This is a genomic window from Eisenbergiella massiliensis, assembly GCF_003435485.1.
The window spans coordinates 113934-134013 of record NZ_QVLV01000002.1; the positions used below are offsets into that span (position 1 = coordinate 113934).

Below are 20080 nucleotides of genomic sequence, written 5' to 3' on the forward strand. Positions count from 1 at the left end.
AAGAATTACCATAAAATGTCAGTTTAAAACATATAATGATTTTCGCATAAGTTTAAATTTTGCGAAATAATAATACGGAAAATCGGAGCCATTTCCCACGGGATATTCCGGTATAAACAAAAAGCAGATGCCATAACAGCACCTGCTTTTTTCAATAAATATGGATGTTCTCAGCATTTCCGTCATCTGAAAGCCCTGATACCTAATCCTAATAACCGGTAAAATTGTTAACTTGACAAAAAAAGATCCCACCAGACCAGTGGAATCTTTTTTGCCAGGATCAATATATGCTTTCCTACGCCAATAATGTTGAAAATGTATGTTTAAAACTGACCAGAAATAAATTATTTTCCTGAAAATGATTTTCTGGAAAAAAGTATTATAAGATTCGTGTCTGCTGCTTGAGCCACAAATATGAATGCTCAATTAGCAGACACGAATGAAAATCAGTGCAAAAGGGAAAACTTGCAGCAAAAGTACAGCACCTGCTGCTGGTTTACTCTCCTGTTACCCTCTCTTAATCTTCACCATCATAGCCTCATAAGGCCGAAGGCTTCCGTCAGGTTTGCTGTCCGGGTAATTGGAAATCAGCACTTCCCCGCCGTTCCATTCCTCAGGCAGAGTCCGCGTCTGCGTTGTATCACCGAAATTGCAGTATACCAGCAGCTTTTCCAGCTCATTGGTCCTTGTATAGGCGAAAATATTTTCATCCTCTTCCATCAGCGGCTCATACCAGCCGTCAATCAGGACTGCCTCCTGTTTTCTCAAAGCGATCAGCTTCTGATAATAATGGAATATGGAATCCTGGTTTACCAGCGCCTCCTGCGCATTGATCAATGTATAATTGGGATTGCATCTAATCCAGGGCGTTCCTTCGGTAAAGCCTGCGTTTGCGCTCTCATCCCACTGCATGGGAGTCCTGGCGTTGTCCCTTCCCTTGGAATAAATGGAACGCATAATCTCCTGTTCCTCATACCCTTTTTCCATACGTTCCTTATACATATTCAGCAGCTCGATATCCCGGTATTCCTCAATGTCAAATCTGACATTTGTCATACCCAGCTCTTCACCCTGATAAATGTAAGGGGTTCCCTGCATTCCGTGGATCATGGTTGCCAGCATTTTGGCGGATTCCACACGGTATTTTTCATCATTTCCGAAGTGGGATACCGCGCGGGGAAGGTCGTGGTTATCCAGGAAAAGGCTGTTCCATCCCTTCTGATACAGCGCCTGCTGCCATTTGGTAAATACTTTTTTGAATTTCACAAAGGGGAACGGCGCCAGATCCCATTTTTCCTTCCCGGGCTGCTGATCCAGGACCATGTGTTCAAACTGGAATACCATGGAGAGCTCCGAACCGTCCGGGTTGCTGTAAAGAAACGCTCTTTCCGGCGTAGCGGACCAGGCCTCTCCCACGGTCACCAAATCGGCCCGCTGGAATGTATGGCTGCTCATTTCCCTGATAAACGGATGAAGCATGGGGCCTTCCGCCATGACACAGTTGTCCGTATCCTTGCCGATGAGATCGATAACGTCCAGACGGAAGCCGCCTACGCCGCGGTCTATCCACCAGTTAATCATATCATAAACTGCCTGACGCAGCTTCGGGTTTTCCCAGTTCAGGTCCGGTTGTTTTACAGAGAACTGGTGAAGATAATACTGGCCGCATTCCGGCACCCATTCCCAGGCAGGCCCGCAGAAGGCGGATTTCAAATCGTTGGGATATTCCCCCTCCACGCCGTCACGCCAGACATAAAAATCGTGATAAGGATTCTCCCTGCTTTTCTTTGCCTCCAGGAACCAGGGATGCTCGTCAGAGCTGTGGTTCAATACCAGATCCATGATGATGCGGATTCCTCTCTTTTTGCCCTCCGCAATCAGCTCGTCCATGTCAGCCAGGTTTCCGAAAATAGGATCAATATCCTGGTAATCGGAAATGTCATAGCCATTGTCGTCCTGAGGGGAGCGGAATACGGGAGACAGCCAGATAGCGTCAATGCCAAGCTCCTGCAGATAGGGAAGCTTCCGGATAATTCCCTGGAGATCGCCGATGCCGTCTGCGTTGCTGTCGTAAAAGCTTCTGGGATAAATCTGATAAATTACCGCCTTCTGCCACCACTTTGTCTGCTCTTTTTCCATAATTATTTCCATCCTTTCCGTCATGCTGCATAAGGCAGCATAAACAATCCATTTTGACTGATACTATACTCATCACGAAAGCTGTGTAAAAACAATATCCACGCCGCCGCTTTTTCTAAGAAAAGCTTAGTTGGTTTTGTCTGGTTATTCAATAAGTGTTGTGAAAAACCAATTTTCTGCACAAAAAAACAGCCTGATATCGGGCAGGATGCACAACATCAGGCTGTTTACTATAAATAATGATACCTGTAAGGGTATTGAAACGGTTACTCTTATGGCAAGGGCAGCGGCAAATCCGGAATCACAGCTCTTGTGCTTTCCCTCACAATCAGTTCCGTAGGGAGGGCGAGCGAACGCACGGGGGTTTCTTCCCCCCTGATCCGTTTCATGAGAAGGCTTACCGCCTGTCTGCCCTTCTCCTCCGGCAGCTGGCGTACTGTGGTGAGCGCCGGCCGGGAAAGCCTGGCATAGATGTTGTCATCAAAGCCTGTTACGGAAATATCCTCCGGCACTCTCAGCCCCTTGGAATAAAATATGGTGATGGCTTCATTGGCATAATAATCGGAGACAAAAAAAGCAGCGCTGTAGCGTTTCCCGGATTTCCTCACGAACTGCCGCAGCACCTCGTGGCGCATTGTTTTGTTTTCAGGAAGATAATAAAAATCATCCCGGCAAAAAGACAGGCCAAAGCCCAGCAATGCGTCCTGAAAGCCGCGCAGACGTTCACCGTTGCTTGCCAAAGGCTGTTCCTGATCACAGAAAAAAGCAATGGAACGGTGCCCCAGGCGGAGCAGATAGGAGGTCAGTTCAAAGGCACCCTCGTAGTCCTGCAGTCCGATATTGTCATATTCTTCACTGTCCGCAAAGCAGGAATCAATAAAAACCATGGGTTTTCCGGTCTTTTTCGCAAGCCTTGCGCACTCCTCCGGCTTCCAGCCAAGAACTATCGCGCCGTCGATATTCCAGGGGGCGCACAGACGGAGTATGTCCTCTTCCGTTTCCGGTACGTCATAAACGATGTACCTTCCCTGTTCCTTTGCCGCTTTCTGGATGGCACCCAGAAGCTCTCCACAGAAAGGATCAGTAAGGACGTTGCAGTATCCTCCCATGCAAAAGCCCACTGCGATCATATTTTCTCCCGACGATGCGCTGCTGCTTTTTCCTGCTGTCTCATAATGGTTTTCCCAGAGCGCTTCTTCGATTTTCCGCCTGGTTTCCAGGGACATTTTCCCGGTGCGTCCGTTTATTACATTGGATACGGTGGTTGGGCTTACGCCGAGTTCTTCTGCAATCTGTTTAATGGTGGTCATAGCCGGCTCCTCTATTTCAACTTTCTCTCACTGCCCGGAACTTTTTTTAGCATATAACTGTTCCGCAGCTTCCTGGCTACATCAGTATATTCTATTTTTCCACGAAAAACAATCCGTCCCTTTCGGAAGTATCCCGTGTATCTTTTCAGTCCCTTCGCAGTTATTTCAAATCATCCGCCGCCTTAAGCCAGGTGCCGCTTTCCCTGAATTCCTCCAATACCTGAAGAACTCTGCCGGCCCAGTCCCCTTTATCCCATTTCCCGGGAGAACTCATCAGTTCATTGTCTACGTACTCCAGAAAACAATCTCTGATCACAGCCGCATTTTTTCTTTCCTGGGAACTGCCTTTAAGCTTCTTGGGAAGCCAGTATAATCCGAGGGATTTCATATAATGGGCCTGGCTGTAAACATTCGGCCCAATAGCCATGTAATCCTCCTGGAATATGCGGAAAACCACCTGATCCAGGGAATAGCTTTGCCGGGAATTTCCTGACTCTTCTGCTAATTCGAACATGCGGGCAGCCAGAAGCTTTCCGAAGGACAGCTTTTCGTAACTGCCAGTTTCTTCACAGTTAGCTTTTTCATAGCTGTCAGCCGCCGTATAGTTGCTTTCTTTTTCATGGGTGTCACCTTTTTCCAGGCGCTCCCTTCCTTTTGCATTCTCTTTTGCTTGCCCACTCTGTCCATCCGCTCTCATCTGTGCCGCAGTCTGGCCGGCTGGTTCCGTTTGTTCCCGAAATACAATTTGACCCTGCTCATTCAGTCTCACTTCAGAGAGGGGATAAGCTTTTTCCCGGATTACCCGGATTCCCTTATCATCACACTTTTTTATGTAAATAAGGCTGTTTTTGCAGTCAATGCTTAAAAGCAGCGGCTGCTGTGTGCTGATCTGGTATTCCGCCGTTGTCAGCCGCTCCTGCCCGTCGGGGCGGCAGGGTGTGAACCATATAGGCAGGATTCCCATTTCCTTCATGCAGCCCATCTTGTTTTCCAGCTGCGTATGCTTGACAAAATCGGAAACATAATTCAGGGCAATTTTAATTTCTTGCTTAATTTCTTGTTTCTTATCCTGGGTATGCACCATGATCTGGCTGCGCAGGCTTCCACGGAGAGGCTCATATTGCAGGATTGTCGCATCGGGAAAGCTCAGGGAGGCGAAATAAAGCATGGCATCGCGCATACGGCGGTTCCGTTCTCCCTGCTCTTTGTTGGTCAGCACACATTCACTGCCGGTATAGTGGCTGAAATAGGGCTGTCTGATATTTCCGGCGTTCAATATCAGCGGCTCCCCGCACTCCGGGCAGATAAATTTGCGGTTTTGGCTTTCTGTTCTCATTTTCAGGCGCAGCTCCTGAATGTAGTTACCGTTCCGATCCTTCAAAGAAGATGCTTTCCATAAGGCATCCTGATAAATGGCTTCTTCACACTCGTACATACTCGGCCTCTTTTCTCACGCTGTGGGAATTTGATTTATGGGATATTTAAGGAATATCATATCACATCTGCTCAGGGGCAGACAGTATTTACCGGAAAATACACTGTATAGCATTCCCTGCCGATATTTTTAATCGGAAGCAGGCGGAAATTCTCCTGCTGTCCCACCGTACGGAAGCCTTCCTTCCAGGCCTCCCATTCCCGCTCGTGATCCGGTGCAAGGAAGGATTCCGGCCGGTTCCGGTTTCCGTAAAGCATATGCGCATGCTCTGTCAGCCCGGCAAGCAGCACAGGCCCGTCAAGAAAGGCGACAGTGTCAGGTTCATCCGCCAGAGGCCAGCAGGTCAGCCCCTTAGGCAGTTCCAGGATGAGCTGCTGCGTACCGCTCCACAGCCGGGTTATCTGAAGGTATCCGTTTTCTTCCGGGGAAAATATCTTTTTGCCCTGAGAGGAATTTTCGTCCTGAGAGGAATTTTTGTCCCGAGAGAAATTTTCTTCCTGAGAAGAATTCTCGCCCTGATTATCGCCCTGAAAGGAAACAACCACCCTATCCTTTAACCACCAGGGAAGCCGCAGTCGCAGGGTAAATGCCGTTGGCTCCGGCGCGGATACCGTAATCTGTATTCTCCGGAAAGCGGGCCGGCTTGTTATTTCTCCGGCAACATCATGATACCGCAGATAATTCCCTCCCAGATCGCAGTCCTCCATACGGAGGAGAATCTTTTTCCCGTCAATTTCAGCCTCTGTTTCAGAAGGAATGAACTGTTCGGCCGAAATCACTGCCCCGGACTGGTACCAGATCCATTCCCGGTATCTGGCATTTGCCTGTACGGCCGTACAGTGGCAGCACCAGAAATCTTCCGTTTTTCTTCCCCATTTTTTGACGGAGCCGGGCGCCAGAGGCAGATAATAACAGACAATGCCGGAATCGGGAATATGGGGCTCCAGCGCGCCGTCCAGGGCCCTGGCCTCCCAAAAGCCCTGGGCAAGCAGGCCGTTGACGAGGTTGAGTTCTATGTAATCCTGGTATTTTTTCTCACCGGTCCAGCGGTACAGATAATCTGCGAGCCGTATCATATTGTAGACGACGCAGTGCTCCTGGTTCATATCAGAGAGCCGGGCGGCCTGTTTTCCCGGAGGGGCCCAGGTTTCCGCATCGGTCTGCCCTCCTGTGGCAAAGGGAGGCCGGTCGTCCACCGCCAGCCTCCAGTAGCTTTCGACAATCCTTAAGTACCGTTCCTCTCTTGTCACCTCATAGGCTCTGGCGCATCCGTGGATTTCCGGTATGGTGGCGTTGGCGTGCATGTTGGTCAGAATATCCCTTCCTTCTAAGAGAGGGCCGGTAAGGCGAGGGCGTTCATATTTTCGCATCAGCTCCAGGTGCTGTCTACTGCGGGTAATGCCATAAAGATCCGCCCACAGCTCCATGAGCCCGCCCGTTTCCTCCAGATCCATCATATCATCCATGGTCTCTCTGCTGATATCCGCGGCAAAACGGGAGAACCAGGCCGCGCAGCCCTCCAGAATCTGTAGCGCCTGCCGGTTATCCGCATACTGATACATATCCAGAAGCCCCATCATGACCTTATGGCATACGTACTGCGGCGCCCAGAAATGGCGTCCCTGCTTTAATCCCTGAAGATATTTTTCAGGTATCGGGAAGGCCCATTCGCCGCCGTTTGCTTCCTGGCAACGCCCGATTTCAGCCACGATATAATCCGCCTTTGCTTTCAGGCGGATATCGCCTGTCTCCTGGTAAAGTCTGGCGGCAGCGCTCAGCCAGTGGCCGGTGAAGGTGCCTCTGATTTGGCTGAGAGGGCTGTCCCACCCTCCGTGCAGCCAGGGCTCCGGGCGGTAGTTCAGCCTGCCGTTCAGCCCCGCTTCCGTATAATAGGGAAATAAAAGGTTTTCCTCCTTCAGTTCCATCAGATAAGCCAGATCCCGATCCCTTTTCAGGCGGTATTCGGAGGGCAGCAGCCTTGTCTGTCTGATAAGTGCATTCAGTTGCATAATAACTCCTTCCGCCGCACCTGGCCGCGGCTTCTGATTGGAATAAGGAAGGCCTGCGGCACTGGTGTAGCTTTTTTGTAGTTGTTGTTCCAATAGGATATAAAATTGCTGGAGCTTGCCAAAACGGTTCCTTAGCGCACCGGCATTTGCTAAAATAAGGACAGGCGGTGCTTTCCGCCTGACACACAGATATGTTTATGTCTGTATAAAAATAAGGGAGGTATTTCTTATGGCAATGGAACAGACGAATCACCCGGGCGGACCCGCTGCCCAGGCGTGTCAAATGTTCGTGAATCCGGTCCTGGACGGCTGCGCGGATCCGGATGTAATTTTTTATGAGGGGAAGTATTACCTTTATGCTACCAATACGGATATGAAGGATGCTTCCGAAATGGGCTTCAAGGTTTACACCTCCGAGGATCTGGTTCACTGGACGGACGCCGGCATGGCGCTGAAGGCCTGCGATTCCTGGGGTGAAAAGCAGTTCTGGGCGCCGGACATTGTATATGTGGACGGAATCTTTTATCTGTCTTATTCTGTGGAGGAGCATCTTTGCATCGCCACCAGCCGCTCCCCTCTGGGGCCCTTCGTACAGGAGGTAAAAAAGCCGCTGCATGAAGATATTAAAGAAATCGACAGCCATTTTTTCCAGGACGGGGACGGCGCCTGGTATCTTTATTTTGTCCGCTTTTTTGACTCCAATCAAATCTGGGGCGCGCGTTTGGCCGATGATATGATGAGTATCCGGGAAGAGACCCTGACCCGTCTGCTGGTGCCCGACACGCCCTGGGAATGCAAACAGTGGCCGGTAAATGAAGCGCCTTACATGATCAGGCACAAGGGCCTGTATTACCTGACCTATTCCGGCAGCCACTGCCTGTCCGACTATGGCTCCGGCTATGCGGTTTCCGATTCTCCCCTGGGCCATTATGAAAAATATGGAAACAATCCGATACTGCGCTCCAACGACAAGGTACACGGCGTCGGCCATCACTGCATCACCTGGTCCCCGGACAATAAGGAAATGTTCATCATTTACCATCAGCATTATGACCTGACCCGCATGAGCCCCCGCCGCCTCTGCGTGGACCGTATCCACTTTGAAGCGCAGGAAAACGGTCCTGATATCCTTGTGGCAGAAGGCCCTACTACGGAACCTCAGCCCTGTTTTTTTCAGCAGGAACAGTGAAGAAAAAAGCAACCGTTGCCCGTACAGGGAAGGAACCCTTATATAAGAAAGGATGATCTAATCATGCCGGAAGAGAAGAAACAGCAATCAAAGCAGCTGCGGGTGGCCGTTATCGGTGCGGGCGGCTGGGGCTATCAGCATGCCAGAGCCTTTTGGAGCAGAAAGGACACACAGCTGGCGGCCATTGTGGGCCGCACAGCCCAAAGGACACAGGAAAGGGCCGATGCCTTTCAGGTCCCCTGGTATCTTGATATCAGGGAAATGCTGGAGAAGGAAAAGCCTGATTTCGTATCGGTATGCCTGCCTGCGCAGCATACCTTTGAAGCCACAATGACCGTAATTGAGGCCGGCATTCCGCTGATGTCGGAGAAGCCGCTTGCCTACCGGCTGGAGGAAGCGAGGGAACTGACGGCCAGGGCGGAAGAAAAAAATCTGTTCTATGCCATTGATTTTAACCAACGTTACAGCATTCCCTGTCTGAAAGCAAAGCAGGATATTGATGCAGGGCGGCTGGGAAGGCCGGTTTTTGCACACTGGCGTTTCGGCCACGGGTGGGATACGCAGCTTCTGGATCATCCCTATCTGAATCTCATTGAGGCCCAGTGCCACGGGCTGGATCTGCTTGAGCATCTGTGCGGCCCCATACGTTCCTGTATGGCGGAGATGACCGATAACGGCGGGCGGAACAGCTATTCCAGCTTCACGCTTTCCCTGCGGTTTGAAAACGGCGCTGTGGGTTCCTTCCTGGCAACCCTGGATGCCAATGAGCATAACCGGCTTTCCCAGCTGATTGAAATCGGCGGCACGGATGGCAGAATACTGATCGAAGACAATGTACGCTCCTATACCTTCCAGGCTACGGACAGCGAAATGGCGGAAACCTGGCAGGCAGGCTTCTTTGAAGACGGGCTGCGCAGCTTCGGGCACAATCTGGACAGGCACCTGGATGCGCTTATCCCGGCGCTGCTTGCCGGGCAGGAACCGCCTGTTCCCGCCAGACGGGGGCTGCGGGCGCTGGAGCTTGCATATGCGGCAATCGAGTCCTTCCAGACCGGACGCCGTATAGAAGTGAAGGCGGATTAATCCGCCTTCAGCTCCAGACTTTTTTCTATTCTTACTTTTTCTGTAAATGAAATCCTGTCCTTCTCCCGGGTAAATTTCTGTTCTTTCCCATCGCAAGATACCTTAGCTATGTTCCCCTCTGTCCCGGTTACAAACTGCTTCAGGAAAAGGCTGCCCCGGATAATTTCCAGGATGATGGAACCGTCGCTTTGATAGCGCACCCTGCCCCAGCCGCTTCCGGCGGACCAGAAGCTGGTGAAGCTATCGTCTGCGCAGCGGCGTCTCGGCCGGAAGCCAAGAATTCCCTGATCCAGGTCACAGGTAAAGCCGCTGTAGGAAAGCAGAAGCGCATAGCTGGCCATGGAGCGGGCATAGTAGCTTCCGCATTCGATCTCGCACCAGGGGTTTCTGTTATCTCCCCGGTACTTCTCTCTTACCGCCTTCACAATGGTTTCCCCCTGCTCCAGCATCCCTTCCCAGATCATATGCGACGCCGTCTGATACTGCATGCCATCCATGCACTCCTGGGCATAGGTGAGCGGAATCGCAGGCTTCAGCGTCCCCTCCGGCCATTCGCACATGATTACGCCGCCCTCTTCGTCAATGGCAAAAATACGCCAGGGATTATAAATTTCCCCCAGGGAAGGTTTGTAATTATAGTGGAAAATGGCATCCAGGGCACAGCGCGCCTTATCCTGTTCGAAAATCTCCGGCAGCCCGCACAGGTTTCCATGCCACTGGGCAAGCACCTGGTCAATGCCGCAGCCGTCAGCGATCTGGTACTTTATCTGCCCCTTTTCCTCGTTCCAATAGTCGTCCTGTGCCTGGAAGCGCTCCACGACAGAGCGGTCGCATACGTCAACTTTCTGGTAGAAATATTCTCCGTTAAAAAGTTCCCTGTTCAGGTACTCTTTCGCTTTGGCGGCCAGCTCCCGGTATTCCTCCTCCGCTTCCCTGTCTGCTAAAACGGCAGCCATTTCAGCGGCGGCGCTCAGCGCGCCGGCGTAAAAGCCCTGGAGCCAGGCGTTAGGGCCGAAAAGTTCCATATCCAGCGTGTGATGCTGCCGTCCGTCCAGATATCCCTTTTTTCCCCGATCCCAGGCATCCGGGTTCTCTTCCGACCATGCATAGGCAAGAGCCTTTTTCACGGACTCCCATTTGGAGGCCAGCCATTCCCTGTCGCCGCTGATTTTATAATCCCTGTAGGTAAGCATAATACTGCCAAGCTGGCCGTCCGCACAGGAGTGGAACCATTTGCCCGTACTGCCGACAGGCAGTCTGAGCCTGAATTCTATGCCGCCATCCGCCCGCTGGCTGTACCGGAATTCCAGATCCCTGATGCTGCGCGCCAGCGCCGGGAAAAGAAAAGGCAGCGCATAGGCATAATTCCATACATGGGTGCAGGTTCCCTCACAGCTTCCCACATTGTCAAAGCAGCCTTCCCAGCCATAGAAGGAACCGTCCTCCAGGCGGAGGCAGGTGGGCGAACGCAGAATCGCCAGGTTGGCTGTAACCGCATCCAGAGCCGCTTCAGGTATGGTGGTTTCATACATGGCGTCCATAAACGTCAGGGTTTCCCCAAGCAGCCGCTGTCTGTTATGCAGCGCATAGGAAGCGCTTGCCCAGGAGTCCTCAAAAAGAACGGCATAGTAATTCTTCCAGGGTGTCCGGTCACATACATCATAATGAATATTGGAGGTGCTGATATCCAGACCGCTCCAGTAGTTGTTGCAGTTAGGCACGTTCCAGGTCAGCACGTAATGGAATTCCTGCATTTCTCCCGGCGCAGTCTCCTTAGAGATACAGAGCATGCCCGTATCCTTGTAATCCTTTTTCCCGTTTTCATAACGGCGGTTTTCAAGAGGCTTTGCCGAGGCAAATTCCCGCCAGTAGGTTTCCACATGATCCCGCCAGTTCCCGCGGAACCAGTATTCCTGACAGGCAGCCTCCGAATCTGCGGCAAGCGTAAAATCACTGTAGGAAACATCCCCTTTATCGATCTCTTCCGTAGTGAAATGGATTCCGCGGATGCCATTTCCTTCCCGGAAGCGGTTGCGGGTAAAGCTGCTTTGGCACGGATTTGTTATGATTCCCGCCGTGGTATAGGTAATGGGGCGATCTGTGGTATTCTCCACCAGAATGTCTGCAAACAGCGCCGGAATGCTGGAATCCCTGTCATTGAGAGGGATGAACGGATTATAGTAACGCACGGTAACCCTTCCAGGGAATCTTTCATCCAGGAAGGAAAGCTCCGCCATAGGGTATTTCCCCTCAAATACCAGCTCCCGGAAATGCGGCATGCCTAGCATGGTTCTTTCGTCCACCTGTCCCAGATAGGGCTTTCCCAGATCCGAGACCAGTACCCTGGCATCCAGCAGCTCATCACCCGCCTGCGCTTTCACGGCAAAATGGCTGTATCCGTTTCTCGTTCCCATGGCGGGGCGGTTATAAACCTGCCAGTCGATCAGGCAGCCGTTTCCCGCAATGCCGATACTGCCGCTTCCCAGCCCTCCCACGGGAAAGGATATGGCCCGCTGCCGGTCCTTTTTATAGGTAAAAGTATTGTAAGTGTCAGTTTTAATCGTGCTCACCTCTTTTCCTGTTTAATTCACTTCCAGCGCGTTGGCATCCGGCAGCGGCGGAACGGGTTTGTGCGGCTCCAGCTGATACCAGTAGCCTACGGAAGCGATATCGTCCTGCAGGGGAAGATACCTGCCCTCGCTCCTCCAGCCAAGGGCCTGGATTTCCACATGCAGATCCGTATCGAACCGGATAGGATCCGTCAGATGAAAACGGTACATGCCAAAACGCTGCTGGGAGCAATACAGGCCGTCGGGCCTGATAATCTGATGCAGCCCGGAATAAGGTGTGGAGAAACGGCAGTATTCTCCTCTTGGATATTCGAAGTTCCAGGCGCCGCCGATATAGTCCTCCGTCCCGGTCCCGCATATGGTAGGAAAATCAGTGTCCCCGTCAAGGAAAAACTTGATTTCACCCTCGCCCCACCAGCGGTTACTGTTTACGCCCCAGGCAAGATAGGTTCCCACATACTGCCCTTTGCCCTCGGCCCGATCGACAATCACATGGTTTTTCATATATTCCAGCGGATTGTCTCTCCTGAACTGGGCGTGAAGATAGGGGGTATCCTCTTCTACGGCTGTTTCCGCATAGGTGATCTGATAGTAGACCACACTTTTTTTATCCGTCAGGTTTTCCAGTGTGATTTTTGCACCTGTCCGGAAAGGCATCTGCCAGTAACAGTTCATCCCGCCACTGGGATTAACGCAGACAGGAAGCGACTGCAGAAGCCCTGTTTCGCACCAGCCCATGCAGAAGAAATCTCCCAGGGGCACCTCTATGGAGGGCGTCTCCTCCGCATCCCAGTAAAAACGGAGCACTAAAGAACGCCAGTCCTCATGGGGGCAGGTCAGCCAGATGTGCTGGATTATGCCGCTGCCCTGGATGTCAGCCAGAAGCAGGGTTTCCTTACCGGGAATTTCAACGGAAGGGGAAATCTTCCAGCCCTGTCCCAGCTCTCTTGCGCACTCCTTTCCCGTTCCTTCCACAGCCATGCCTCCCTTTCCCTTTTCCCCATGGAAATTTTCCGGGCTGATGGATCTTGTTTTTGCGTCTGCCAGGCAGGTCAGGCCTGCCAGCAGGGAATGTTTTTCGTTCATAAGAAATCCGTCTCCTTTTGCTTTGCTATATCTTTGTGGAAATGGCTTCTGAGCACAAAGACGCAGAGAGCCGTTACGGCAAGCAGAACCAGTCCATAGAGGAAATAGGTTTTAAGCAGCCCGATTTTTCCTCCCAGCCAGCCGCCCGCGATGTTGCTGAAGGTACAGGCCAGGCCGGTCTGCACCATATAAAACAGGGATTGCCCCGTGCCATGCAGCTCCTTTGACAGGTTCTGGTTCATAAACATGACACAGCTGTAATACATGATCATATAGGTGACGCCCTGCAGGGACTGGCCTATGAAAATACCGGCTATGCTCCCTGTCAGCGGCAGCCAGATTCTGATGGTCATGGCTGCGCCTGCAATGAGGAGCAGGTATTCAATCCGGATCTTGCGTGAAATATAGCCGATGCACAATAGCACGGGGATTTCGCTCAGCGCCGAGACGCACATCAGCCGGCCGATTGTAGCGTTATCATACCCCATATCCGTCACCACCAGCCCCAGGAAGGATCCGTAGCAGCCCAATACGATCTGGAAAATACATGCATAAAACAGGACAAACAATATCTTCTTGTTTTTAAAAACAGATAATATCCCCGTCCGTTTTTTACATTTGTATTTCCGCACCTCTTTGTTCATAAACAGGGTAACCAGCAGCATGATGCACCAGACCGCGGCCGTAATCCCGAAGGAGGCGGTGGGATTTGTTTTCAGGTACATCCCTGCAAAAACCACTGTCGCCGCATAGGCAAGAGTCCCGCCCAGCCGGATGGAAGAAAACTGCAGGCCATTTTCCAGGGCCATATCCACCACGATGGAATCCCCGATGGGCCCGACTGCACAGTTGAAAAAACTGTAGACGGACACGCATACGGCAAAAAGAAGGAAGGTGTCCGCCCGGTAATAGCACAGGACACCGGCGGCGGAGCCTGCAAGGGCCAGGCGGAGCACTGCCATGTGGCGGCCCCGCCTGTCGGAAAGAATCCCCCAAAGCGGCTGCAGGATAAGCGCAAGAAGCGGCCCAATGGCCGACAGCAGGCCTATCTGAGATACGTTCATTCCCTTTGATCTGTAGTATACACCGATATATGCGCCGAAGGTAGCCCCGGGCACATAAAATAAAGCATTAAAGGCAAACAGTGTCCAGAATATCCGGAGAGTCTTTTTACTGCCTTTCATAAACGCTCCTATCTGCCTGCCGAAGCGGGCGGCTCATCAATACCGGTTCGGCATATCCGGCAGATCAATCCGGATTCCTAGATAACGGCAGGCTTCCTGGATGATATGGGAATAGCTTCCATGGATGCCGACCACATGATGGATAAAGGGCCCGAAAATAAATTTTTTCTCCCATTTTACCCAGTTGTCCGTTTCGATCCACAGATAATTCCCGTTGGTAACCGGCCCGTCCACGCCTTTGGCTTCTCCTGCGAACATATAGTACTCTCCATGGTTCCCGTCAAAGCGCAGTACGGTGACCGGCCCGCCCTCCAGTTCATAAAAGCCCTTCCCCTCTTTCACAATCCGTCCGTTTGCATCCGTTTTCTTCAACTTCTTGGCAAAGGAACCGCAGTGCCACAAAAGCTCCGCATTGTCATTTTCGGGATGCCTTATGGTGAGATCCGCCACAAAGGAGGGCGTTTTGTATCTTGCGGCGGCTACCGCCATTACGGAGGTGATTGCCGCGTGGACGTCGTTTTCACAGGCGGCAGGCAGGCCGCGGTCGTTCAAATCCCCCAGGATAAAGCAGGGGGATACACCGTATTTTTTGCGGAACAGGTTCCAGCATTCACAGGAAAGGGCATTGCAGTCGTTTGCTTCGGCAAAGTCCATCAGCGCCAGCTCAATGGCGGCCAGAGGATATCTTTTTTCTCCCAGCGCGCTGATATCAAGCCCTGCGTCCACCAGATCCTGTAAAAGCGCCTCCATACGTTCCCTGTCCTCTGCCAGTATCCGGTCCACCCTGTCCAGAATCACCGTCGGCTCCCCGGGCACGATTTCGATATCGTATTTTTCCAGAAGCTCCGCCTCATTGACCATGACGCTTAAAAATTCCTTGGGGCGGCTGCTGATCCTGGCGATGCGCAGGGCGCGGAAGGCCTTTACCACATTGGCCGCGGCCAGGAAATCTGCCAGCTCTTTTTTCAGGATATCACTGTCAATTGCGCAGTTTTCTATGTAGGAAAAGGTTACGCCGTAATGCATGAGCAGTTTGGTGGTGGCGAACATGCCGCACTGGCTGTCGGTGGGCCGCCATTCCAGGCCGTTGGGGCAGCCGTCCCTGGGCCCCCAGATCAGAACCGGCAGATTCATATCCTTCGCCAGCCTGCCCACAGCCTCCTCCTGGCCGAAATTACAGTGGGGGAAGATCAGGGCGTCCACGCCGGCAGCTGTCAGCTTTTTGTAAGCCGCTTTCACATCGTGATATGTCATCAGCAGGCCTTCTTCATTAATGTCCTCAATAGTAACGATTTCAAAATCCAGTTCTTCCGCCAGCTCCCGGAAGCGTTTAACGACGGCTTCCTTCTGGCGGGTGGTAGTTTCATTGGCAAAGGCCTCTCTTCGGGTAGGAACCAGGCCTATTTTCAGCTGTTTGTCCAGATTTTTCATAGCTGCTCCCATCTGCCCGTACCAACGGGCATGTGAAATATGTCTGTAAGTAACCGGTAACTGTCCGTTTCATATACCGTTACCCTGCACTATACAATGGTTTTGTCAAACAACGTTTTATAATTCGGCAGGCTGTAGGCGAAGTCCCGGCTGTACTCATCCAGATACTTCATATCCTCTGCGGAAAGCTCCCATCTGCATGCGCCTGCGTTGTCATTTACCTGTTTCCTGTTCCTGGCGCCCACAATCGGCGCTGTCATGCCTTTACACTGCATTACCCAGCGGATGGCGGTCTGCGCCGGTGTTTTGCCATATCTGGCGGCGACCTCCTTCACCCGTTCGGTTACGGCCAGCGCACGTTCAAAGTTTTCCGGTGCAAACAGCGGCGTATTCTGTCTGGAATCCCCTTCCCTGAAGGTATGGCCCGGCTGCATGGAGCCGGTAAGAATCCCCTGTCCCAGAGGCGAATAAGGGATTACGGCGATTTTGTTCTCAATGGCAAAGGGCAGGATATCCCTGTCAATAAAGCGCCAGAGAAGGCTGTAGCAGGGCTGTATCACATCAATCTCCCCGAAACGCAGCGCCTCCTTCATCTGTTGCAGGCTGAAATTGGATACGCCGATGGCTCCGATTTTTCCTTCGTCCTTCAGACGCATAAGCGCTGTCATGGTTTCTTCGATCGGCACGGTTTCCGAAGGATAATGGATGAAGAAGACATCTATATAATCCGTCTGCAGCCGCTGCATGGCCTCTTCCAGCCCTGGCTGCACCCTTTCCCGCGCCATATCTGTTTTCCAGAGCTTTGTAATGATAACGCATTTATCCCGTACACCACGGAGCGCTTCCCCGAGCAGCTCCTCCGCATGCCCCTTTCCGTAAATATAAGCTGTATCAAAGGTATTGATTCCGTGTTCCAGCGCGCATTGTATCGCCTCTGCGGATTCCCTGTCCTCGGCCCCTCCCCAGTAATCCTTTCCCATGACCCAGGTACCCTGGATGATTTCGGATACCTGAAGCTTTGTTTTACCCAATGACACCATTCCCATAAAATAACCCTCCATTCTGCTGGAGGACGGCGTGCCGTATACGGACACGTCCTCCGTTTATAAATTGTTTCTGTAATAAGCCAGTCTGCGCTGTGCCTCCGTCCGGTCGATTTCTCCTGTTTCCAGGAACCTTTGCACCGTCTCCCGGTTGGGAATCCCGGTTCTTCCTCCGAAGCAGGTGCATTTTATGGCGGAAACCGCGCTGGCAAACCTGGCGCATTCCGGCGCGTCCATCCCTTCCAGCAGCCCCACGATATAGGCTCCATGAAAAACATCCCCGGCGCCCGTGGTATCCCTGACCGGCACCTGGAAGCTTTCCGTCCGGAAAAAACCATCCTGCGCCGTCATCCCCACGCTTCCCCTGCTTCCCAGCGTAACTATCGCTGTAGACGGGCCGGCCTCCAGCAGCTTCCTGCAGCCCTCCTCATAGGGCAGATTCCCGAACATATCCCGGTAGAAAAATTCCGAGGCGATAAAAACATCCAGACAGGGAAGCAGCTTTACAATCCCCTCCTGATAATTGTCCGCATCCATTACCGTTACAATGCCGTGCTCCCTGGCAAAAAGAGCTGCCGCCGCGCTGGCGGGTCTGCCGTTTTCCAAATGAAGGTATTTTGCTTTGCCCAGATATTCATAATCGATTTCCTCCGGCAGCAGTTCTCCTGCGGTGCCCTCCTTGCCGATAAAAATCCTGGTTTTGTGCTCCTCCTCGGAAAGAGACAGGCAGAAGGGACTGGAGGTCCCCGGGGCATCCACGATGATGGCGGAGGTGTCCACACCATTGTAGCGGAAATCATTGATGATAAACTGGCCCCTGTGGTTTTCGCCCACCTTGGCCATCATGCCTGCGCTTCTCCCCAATCTGGCGGCAGCGGCCATTGCGGTCGCCACCTTGCCTCCCCCCTGGTAAAAAGCTTCGTTGGCGCCCGCCGCACCGTCCAGCCCGGGCATTTTGCTCACGTTGATCACCATATCATAGTAAGGGGTCCCGATTCCCACAACATCCATAGTTTCCCTCCCTATAATGAGAAATGGTAAGGATTAATCCGGGCAATCCGTCCTCTGACAAAATCGATTACCTCTTCCCCTGCTTCTTTGTAATGATCCAGGACAAATCCGTCCTCTCCCATATGCGCTGCAATGCAGTTTTTACACTTTTCAAAAAATTCGGTTCCGATATTTACCTTATTGATTCCATATTTTACGGATTCGATCATCTGCTCTGCCGGAATGCCTGAGCCGCCGTGAAGGACCAGAGGGGTATCGATGGTTTTATTGATTTCATCCAGCCTTCGGATATCCAGGTGCGGCTCGCAGACATAATGTCCATGGCTGTTGCCTATGGCGACGGCGAGGGAATCCACGCCCGTCCCTGCAACAAAATCCCTTGCCATTTCAGGCTTTGTATAAAGCTCCTCGTTGCAGAAATCCTCTTTTCTGCTGCCCTGTCCCACGGTTCCCAGCTCTGCCTCCACATCCACTCCCAGCAGATGGGCGCATTTTACCACGCTTGCCGTAACCGACAGGTTCTCTTCAAAGGGACGCGCGGAGCCGTCATACATAATGGAAGGAAAGCCTGCCGCAATGCCGCCCACCGCTATCTCATAGGATTTGCCGTGATCCAGATGGACGCCTACCGGCACCTTTGCCTGCCTGGCAAGATCCACCGCAATGGCCGCCATAGTGCTGAATGGAATGAACCAGCTCATATCCGGGTAAAACATCAGCAGTACGGGCATATTTTCCCTTTCCGCGGCCTCCACCACCCAGTGCGCGGACTGGTAATCGAATACATCGATGGCCGCCGCCGCAAACCGGTTTTCATCCGCCATTTTCAAGATACTTTTTACATCCATAAGTCCCATAGAAACCCTCCGTTTCTCCGCATAGTGCGGTTACATCTATGACCGGCCGGCTTTGTGCCTGCCGGTTTCCCAAGCGCTGGTTTCTGATTCCAGGCTTTGTTCCCTGTATTTCCGCGGGCAACGAGCCAAACGGATGCACTCGTGCGTCCACTTGGTGACTGCCGCGAGGGTCAAATGCCCCGTTGCTTACGGCGGGGTGTTTGACTTGTGTTTTTCGGCCTACCAGCAGGATTTCCTTACCGGAAGCGGGTCACAGGTCTGCGCCATCCGGTCGCACATGGTTTCCAGAAGCCGGATCCTGATATTTAAAAGCTTCGGGTCTTCGTAGTGGTTTACCCGCTCCAAAGGCTGTTCCTCCAGATCATACAATTCTCCGCAGCAGCCCTCTTCACCTTCCTGTTTATGTACCTTCACCAGCTTGTAGCGGCCGTCCGAAACCATGGTGGCAAAGGCAAGCGGGTTCCTGTGGTTAATATTGCTGTTATAGTATTCGCTGTACACGCTGCTTCGGTGTGAATGCAGCTCTGCCTCCCCTGTCAGCAGCTTCCAGAAGGATTTCCCCTGAAAGCCTTCATAGGGAGCGATGCCTGCAGCTTCACAGAGGGTTGGCGCCAGATCCGTAAGTTCCACCAGCGCCCGGCTCCTGCGGCCCTCCGGTATTTTTCCGGGCCAGCTGATGATCAGGGGTACATGGACATTATTTTCATAAAAATACGGCCCCTTCAGATACATGCCGTGATCCCCCAGATTTTCCCCATGATCGGAATGGAACAGAATCAGTGTATCCTTCCGTTGTCCGGTTTCCTCCAGATAATCCAGCAGGCGGCCAACCTGGTGATCGATCAAATCGACCATAGCCCAGTAGGCGGCCCGGATCAGGCGGTGGTCCTTTTCACTCATTTTTTCATAAGCATAATAGTCCTTCGTATCATAGGCTCCTTCATGATCCTTCTGCTGGAAAACCGGCTTGTTATTAAGCTCCCCCTCTTCGTAATTGGGCAGCGGAATTTCATCCAGTCTGTTCAGGTATCTCTCCAGATACTCTGCCGGAGGATCAAAGGGATGATGGGGATCGAAGCAGTTCAGGGAGAACATCCATTCCTTCCCGAAAATCCGTGCGCTTTCCATAAAGTGTATGGCTTCGTTGACGCACCAGGCAGTCTGGTGCCATTCTTCCTCCACGCCGGTTTGTACATAGGGGCAGTCCTCTCGGTCCGGCGTCAGATAATCCCTGCCGTTTTGCATCAGGAACTGGTTATAGGCATTGGCGGGCCAGTTCGTACCGTGGTGCGGCTGCGGATGATGGGACCATTGGAAAAAATGATAGCCATCGTCAATGCGGGGTTCCATCAGCCTTCCTGTATTATCGTGGCAGGCCGACAGGTGAAGCTTGCCTGCCAGGCCGCAGTAATAGCCGTTATCGGCAAGAATTCTGGGAAGCAGCCGTTCCTTTGCATCAATATCCTGCCCGTTCTGCCTGGGGCCGCAGGTCCTGGGATAACGGCCGGTAAGGAAGCTTCCCCTGCTGGGCGCGCATACGGGGCTTTGTGCATAAGCGTTTTCAAACAGCACCCCTTCGGAGGCAAGTCTGTCCAGATTCGGGGTATGAACCCATTCGCTTCCCGTGCAGCCCAGTGTATCGAACCGCTGCTGATCCGTACAAATCCACAAAATATTCATAAATTGCTCCGATCTGTCTGCATTAGCAGACATTGAAATCAGGAAGGCCGATG

Annotated in this window: 14 protein-coding genes; 2 read left to right on the forward strand and 12 right to left on the reverse strand. The window is 52.3% G+C overall.

The features are described 5' to 3' along the window. Nucleotides 1-507: 507 nt before the first annotated feature. The 4 genes from DXC51_RS03095 to DXC51_RS03110 form a co-directional block, all read right to left on the reverse strand. Entirely contained in the window at nt 508-2139 is a 1632-nt protein-coding gene (locus DXC51_RS03095) for a glycoside hydrolase family 13 protein (RefSeq protein ID WP_025489866.1), read from the reverse strand. 272 nt (nt 2140-2411) lie between these two features. Further along, nucleotides 2412-3449 (reverse strand): LacI family DNA-binding transcriptional regulator, encoded by a 1038-nt coding sequence (locus tag DXC51_RS03100; protein ID WP_117530503.1) that lies wholly within the window; start codon nt 3447-3449, stop codon nt 2412-2414. A 160-nt stretch (nt 3450-3609) separates the two neighbouring features. Next, complete coding sequence (locus DXC51_RS03105) at nt 3610-4884, reverse strand: competence protein CoiA family protein (RefSeq protein ID WP_025489865.1); 1275 nt, start codon at nt 4882-4884, stop codon at nt 3610-3612. A 71-nt stretch (nt 4885-4955) separates the two neighbouring features. Further along, the gene (locus DXC51_RS03110) at nt 4956-6893 is read right to left on the reverse strand and encodes a beta-L-arabinofuranosidase domain-containing protein (RefSeq protein WP_117530504.1); all 1938 of its coding nucleotides are present in this window, start codon (nt 6891-6893) and stop codon (nt 4956-4958) included. Nucleotides 6894-7122: 229 nt separating this feature from the next. Between DXC51_RS03110 and DXC51_RS03115 the strand changes: the two genes are divergently transcribed. Both DXC51_RS03115 and DXC51_RS03120 read left to right on the forward strand, forming a co-directional pair. Next, nucleotides 7123-8082, forward strand: a complete 960-nt coding sequence (locus DXC51_RS03115) for a glycoside hydrolase family 43 protein (RefSeq protein ID WP_025489862.1) — start codon at nt 7123-7125, stop codon at nt 8080-8082. A 63-nt stretch (nt 8083-8145) separates the two neighbouring features. Beyond that, complete coding sequence (locus DXC51_RS03120; protein WP_025489861.1) at nt 8146-9165, forward strand: Gfo/Idh/MocA family protein; 1020 nt, start codon at nt 8146-8148, stop codon at nt 9163-9165. On the opposite strand, the gene DXC51_RS03125 is transcribed toward DXC51_RS03120, so the two are convergent. From DXC51_RS03125 to DXC51_RS03160, 8 genes are all read right to left on the reverse strand, one after another. Further along, nucleotides 9162-11735, reverse strand: a complete 2574-nt coding sequence (locus DXC51_RS03125; RefSeq protein ID WP_025489860.1) for a GH116 family glycosyl-hydrolase — start codon at nt 11733-11735, stop codon at nt 9162-9164. The genes DXC51_RS03120 and DXC51_RS03125 overlap by 4 nt on opposite strands. A 12-nt stretch (nt 11736-11747) precedes the next feature. Continuing rightward, nucleotides 11748-12821: a glycoside hydrolase family 172 protein gene (locus DXC51_RS03130; RefSeq protein WP_025489859.1), complete on the reverse strand. Its 1074-nt coding sequence runs from the start codon at nt 12819-12821 to the stop codon at nt 11748-11750. Further along, entirely contained in the window at nt 12818-14005 is a 1188-nt protein-coding gene (locus DXC51_RS03135) for an MFS transporter (protein WP_025489858.1), read from the reverse strand. The genes DXC51_RS03130 and DXC51_RS03135 overlap by 4 nt, the downstream gene beginning before the upstream one ends. Nucleotides 14006-14041: 36 nt before the next feature. Then, nucleotides 14042-15436, reverse strand: a complete 1395-nt coding sequence (locus DXC51_RS03140; protein ID WP_044915391.1) for an L-fucose/L-arabinose isomerase family protein — start codon at nt 15434-15436, stop codon at nt 14042-14044. 89 nt (nt 15437-15525) lie between these two features. Then, nucleotides 15526-16482 (reverse strand): aldo/keto reductase, encoded by a 957-nt coding sequence (locus DXC51_RS03145; RefSeq protein ID WP_025489856.1) that lies wholly within the window; start codon nt 16480-16482, stop codon nt 15526-15528. A 57-nt stretch (nt 16483-16539) separates the two neighbouring features. Next, nucleotides 16540-17490: a carbohydrate kinase family protein gene (locus DXC51_RS03150; RefSeq protein ID WP_025489855.1), complete on the reverse strand. Its 951-nt coding sequence runs from the start codon at nt 17488-17490 to the stop codon at nt 16540-16542. Between the two features lie 11 nt (nt 17491-17501). Beyond that, on the reverse strand, nt 17502-18347 hold the full coding sequence (locus tag DXC51_RS03155) for a class II fructose-bisphosphate aldolase (protein WP_025489854.1): 846 nt from the start codon (nt 18345-18347) through the stop codon (nt 17502-17504). Between the two features lie 219 nt (nt 18348-18566). Beyond that, nucleotides 18567-20027 carry a sulfatase family protein gene (locus tag DXC51_RS03160; protein WP_117530505.1) on the reverse strand — a complete coding sequence of 487 codons (1461 nt, stop codon included), beginning with the start codon at nt 20025-20027 and terminating at the stop codon, nt 18567-18569. Nucleotides 20028-20080: the final 53 nt, after the last annotated feature.

Bases quoted from the DNA above. Each gene is read 5' to 3' on its own strand.
- DXC51_RS03095 (WP_025489866.1), bottom strand. From the start codon at position 2,139: ATGGAAAAAGAGCAGACAAAGTGGTGGCAGAAGGCGGTAATTTATCAG.
- DXC51_RS03100 (WP_117530503.1), bottom strand. From the start codon at position 3,449: ATGACCACCATTAAACAGATTGCAGAAGAACTCGGCGTAAGCCCAACC.
- DXC51_RS03105 (WP_025489865.1), bottom strand. From the start codon at position 4,884: ATGTACGAGTGTGAAGAAGCCATTTATCAGGATGCCTTATGGAAAGCA.
- DXC51_RS03110 (WP_117530504.1), bottom strand. From the start codon at position 6,893: ATGCAACTGAATGCACTTATCAGACAGACAAGGCTGCTGCCCTCCGAA.
- DXC51_RS03115 (WP_025489862.1), top strand. From the start codon at position 7,123: ATGGCAATGGAACAGACGAATCACCCGGGCGGACCCGCTGCCCAGGCG.
- DXC51_RS03120 (WP_025489861.1), top strand. From the start codon at position 8,146: ATGCCGGAAGAGAAGAAACAGCAATCAAAGCAGCTGCGGGTGGCCGTT.
- DXC51_RS03130 (WP_025489859.1), bottom strand. From the start codon at position 12,821: ATGAACGAAAAACATTCCCTGCTGGCAGGCCTGACCTGCCTGGCAGAC.
- DXC51_RS03135 (WP_025489858.1), bottom strand. From the start codon at position 14,005: ATGAAAGGCAGTAAAAAGACTCTCCGGATATTCTGGACACTGTTTGCC.
- DXC51_RS03140 (WP_044915391.1), bottom strand. From the start codon at position 15,436: ATGAAAAATCTGGACAAACAGCTGAAAATAGGCCTGGTTCCTACCCGA.
- DXC51_RS03145 (WP_025489856.1), bottom strand. From the start codon at position 16,482: ATGGGAATGGTGTCATTGGGTAAAACAAAGCTTCAGGTATCCGAAATC.
- DXC51_RS03150 (WP_025489855.1), bottom strand. From the start codon at position 17,490: ATGGATGTTGTGGGAATCGGGACCCCTTACTATGATATGGTGATCAAC.
- DXC51_RS03155 (WP_025489854.1), bottom strand. From the start codon at position 18,347: ATGGGACTTATGGATGTAAAAAGTATCTTGAAAATGGCGGATGAAAAC.
- DXC51_RS03160 (WP_117530505.1), bottom strand. From the start codon at position 20,027: ATGAATATTTTGTGGATTTGTACGGATCAGCAGCGGTTCGATACACTG.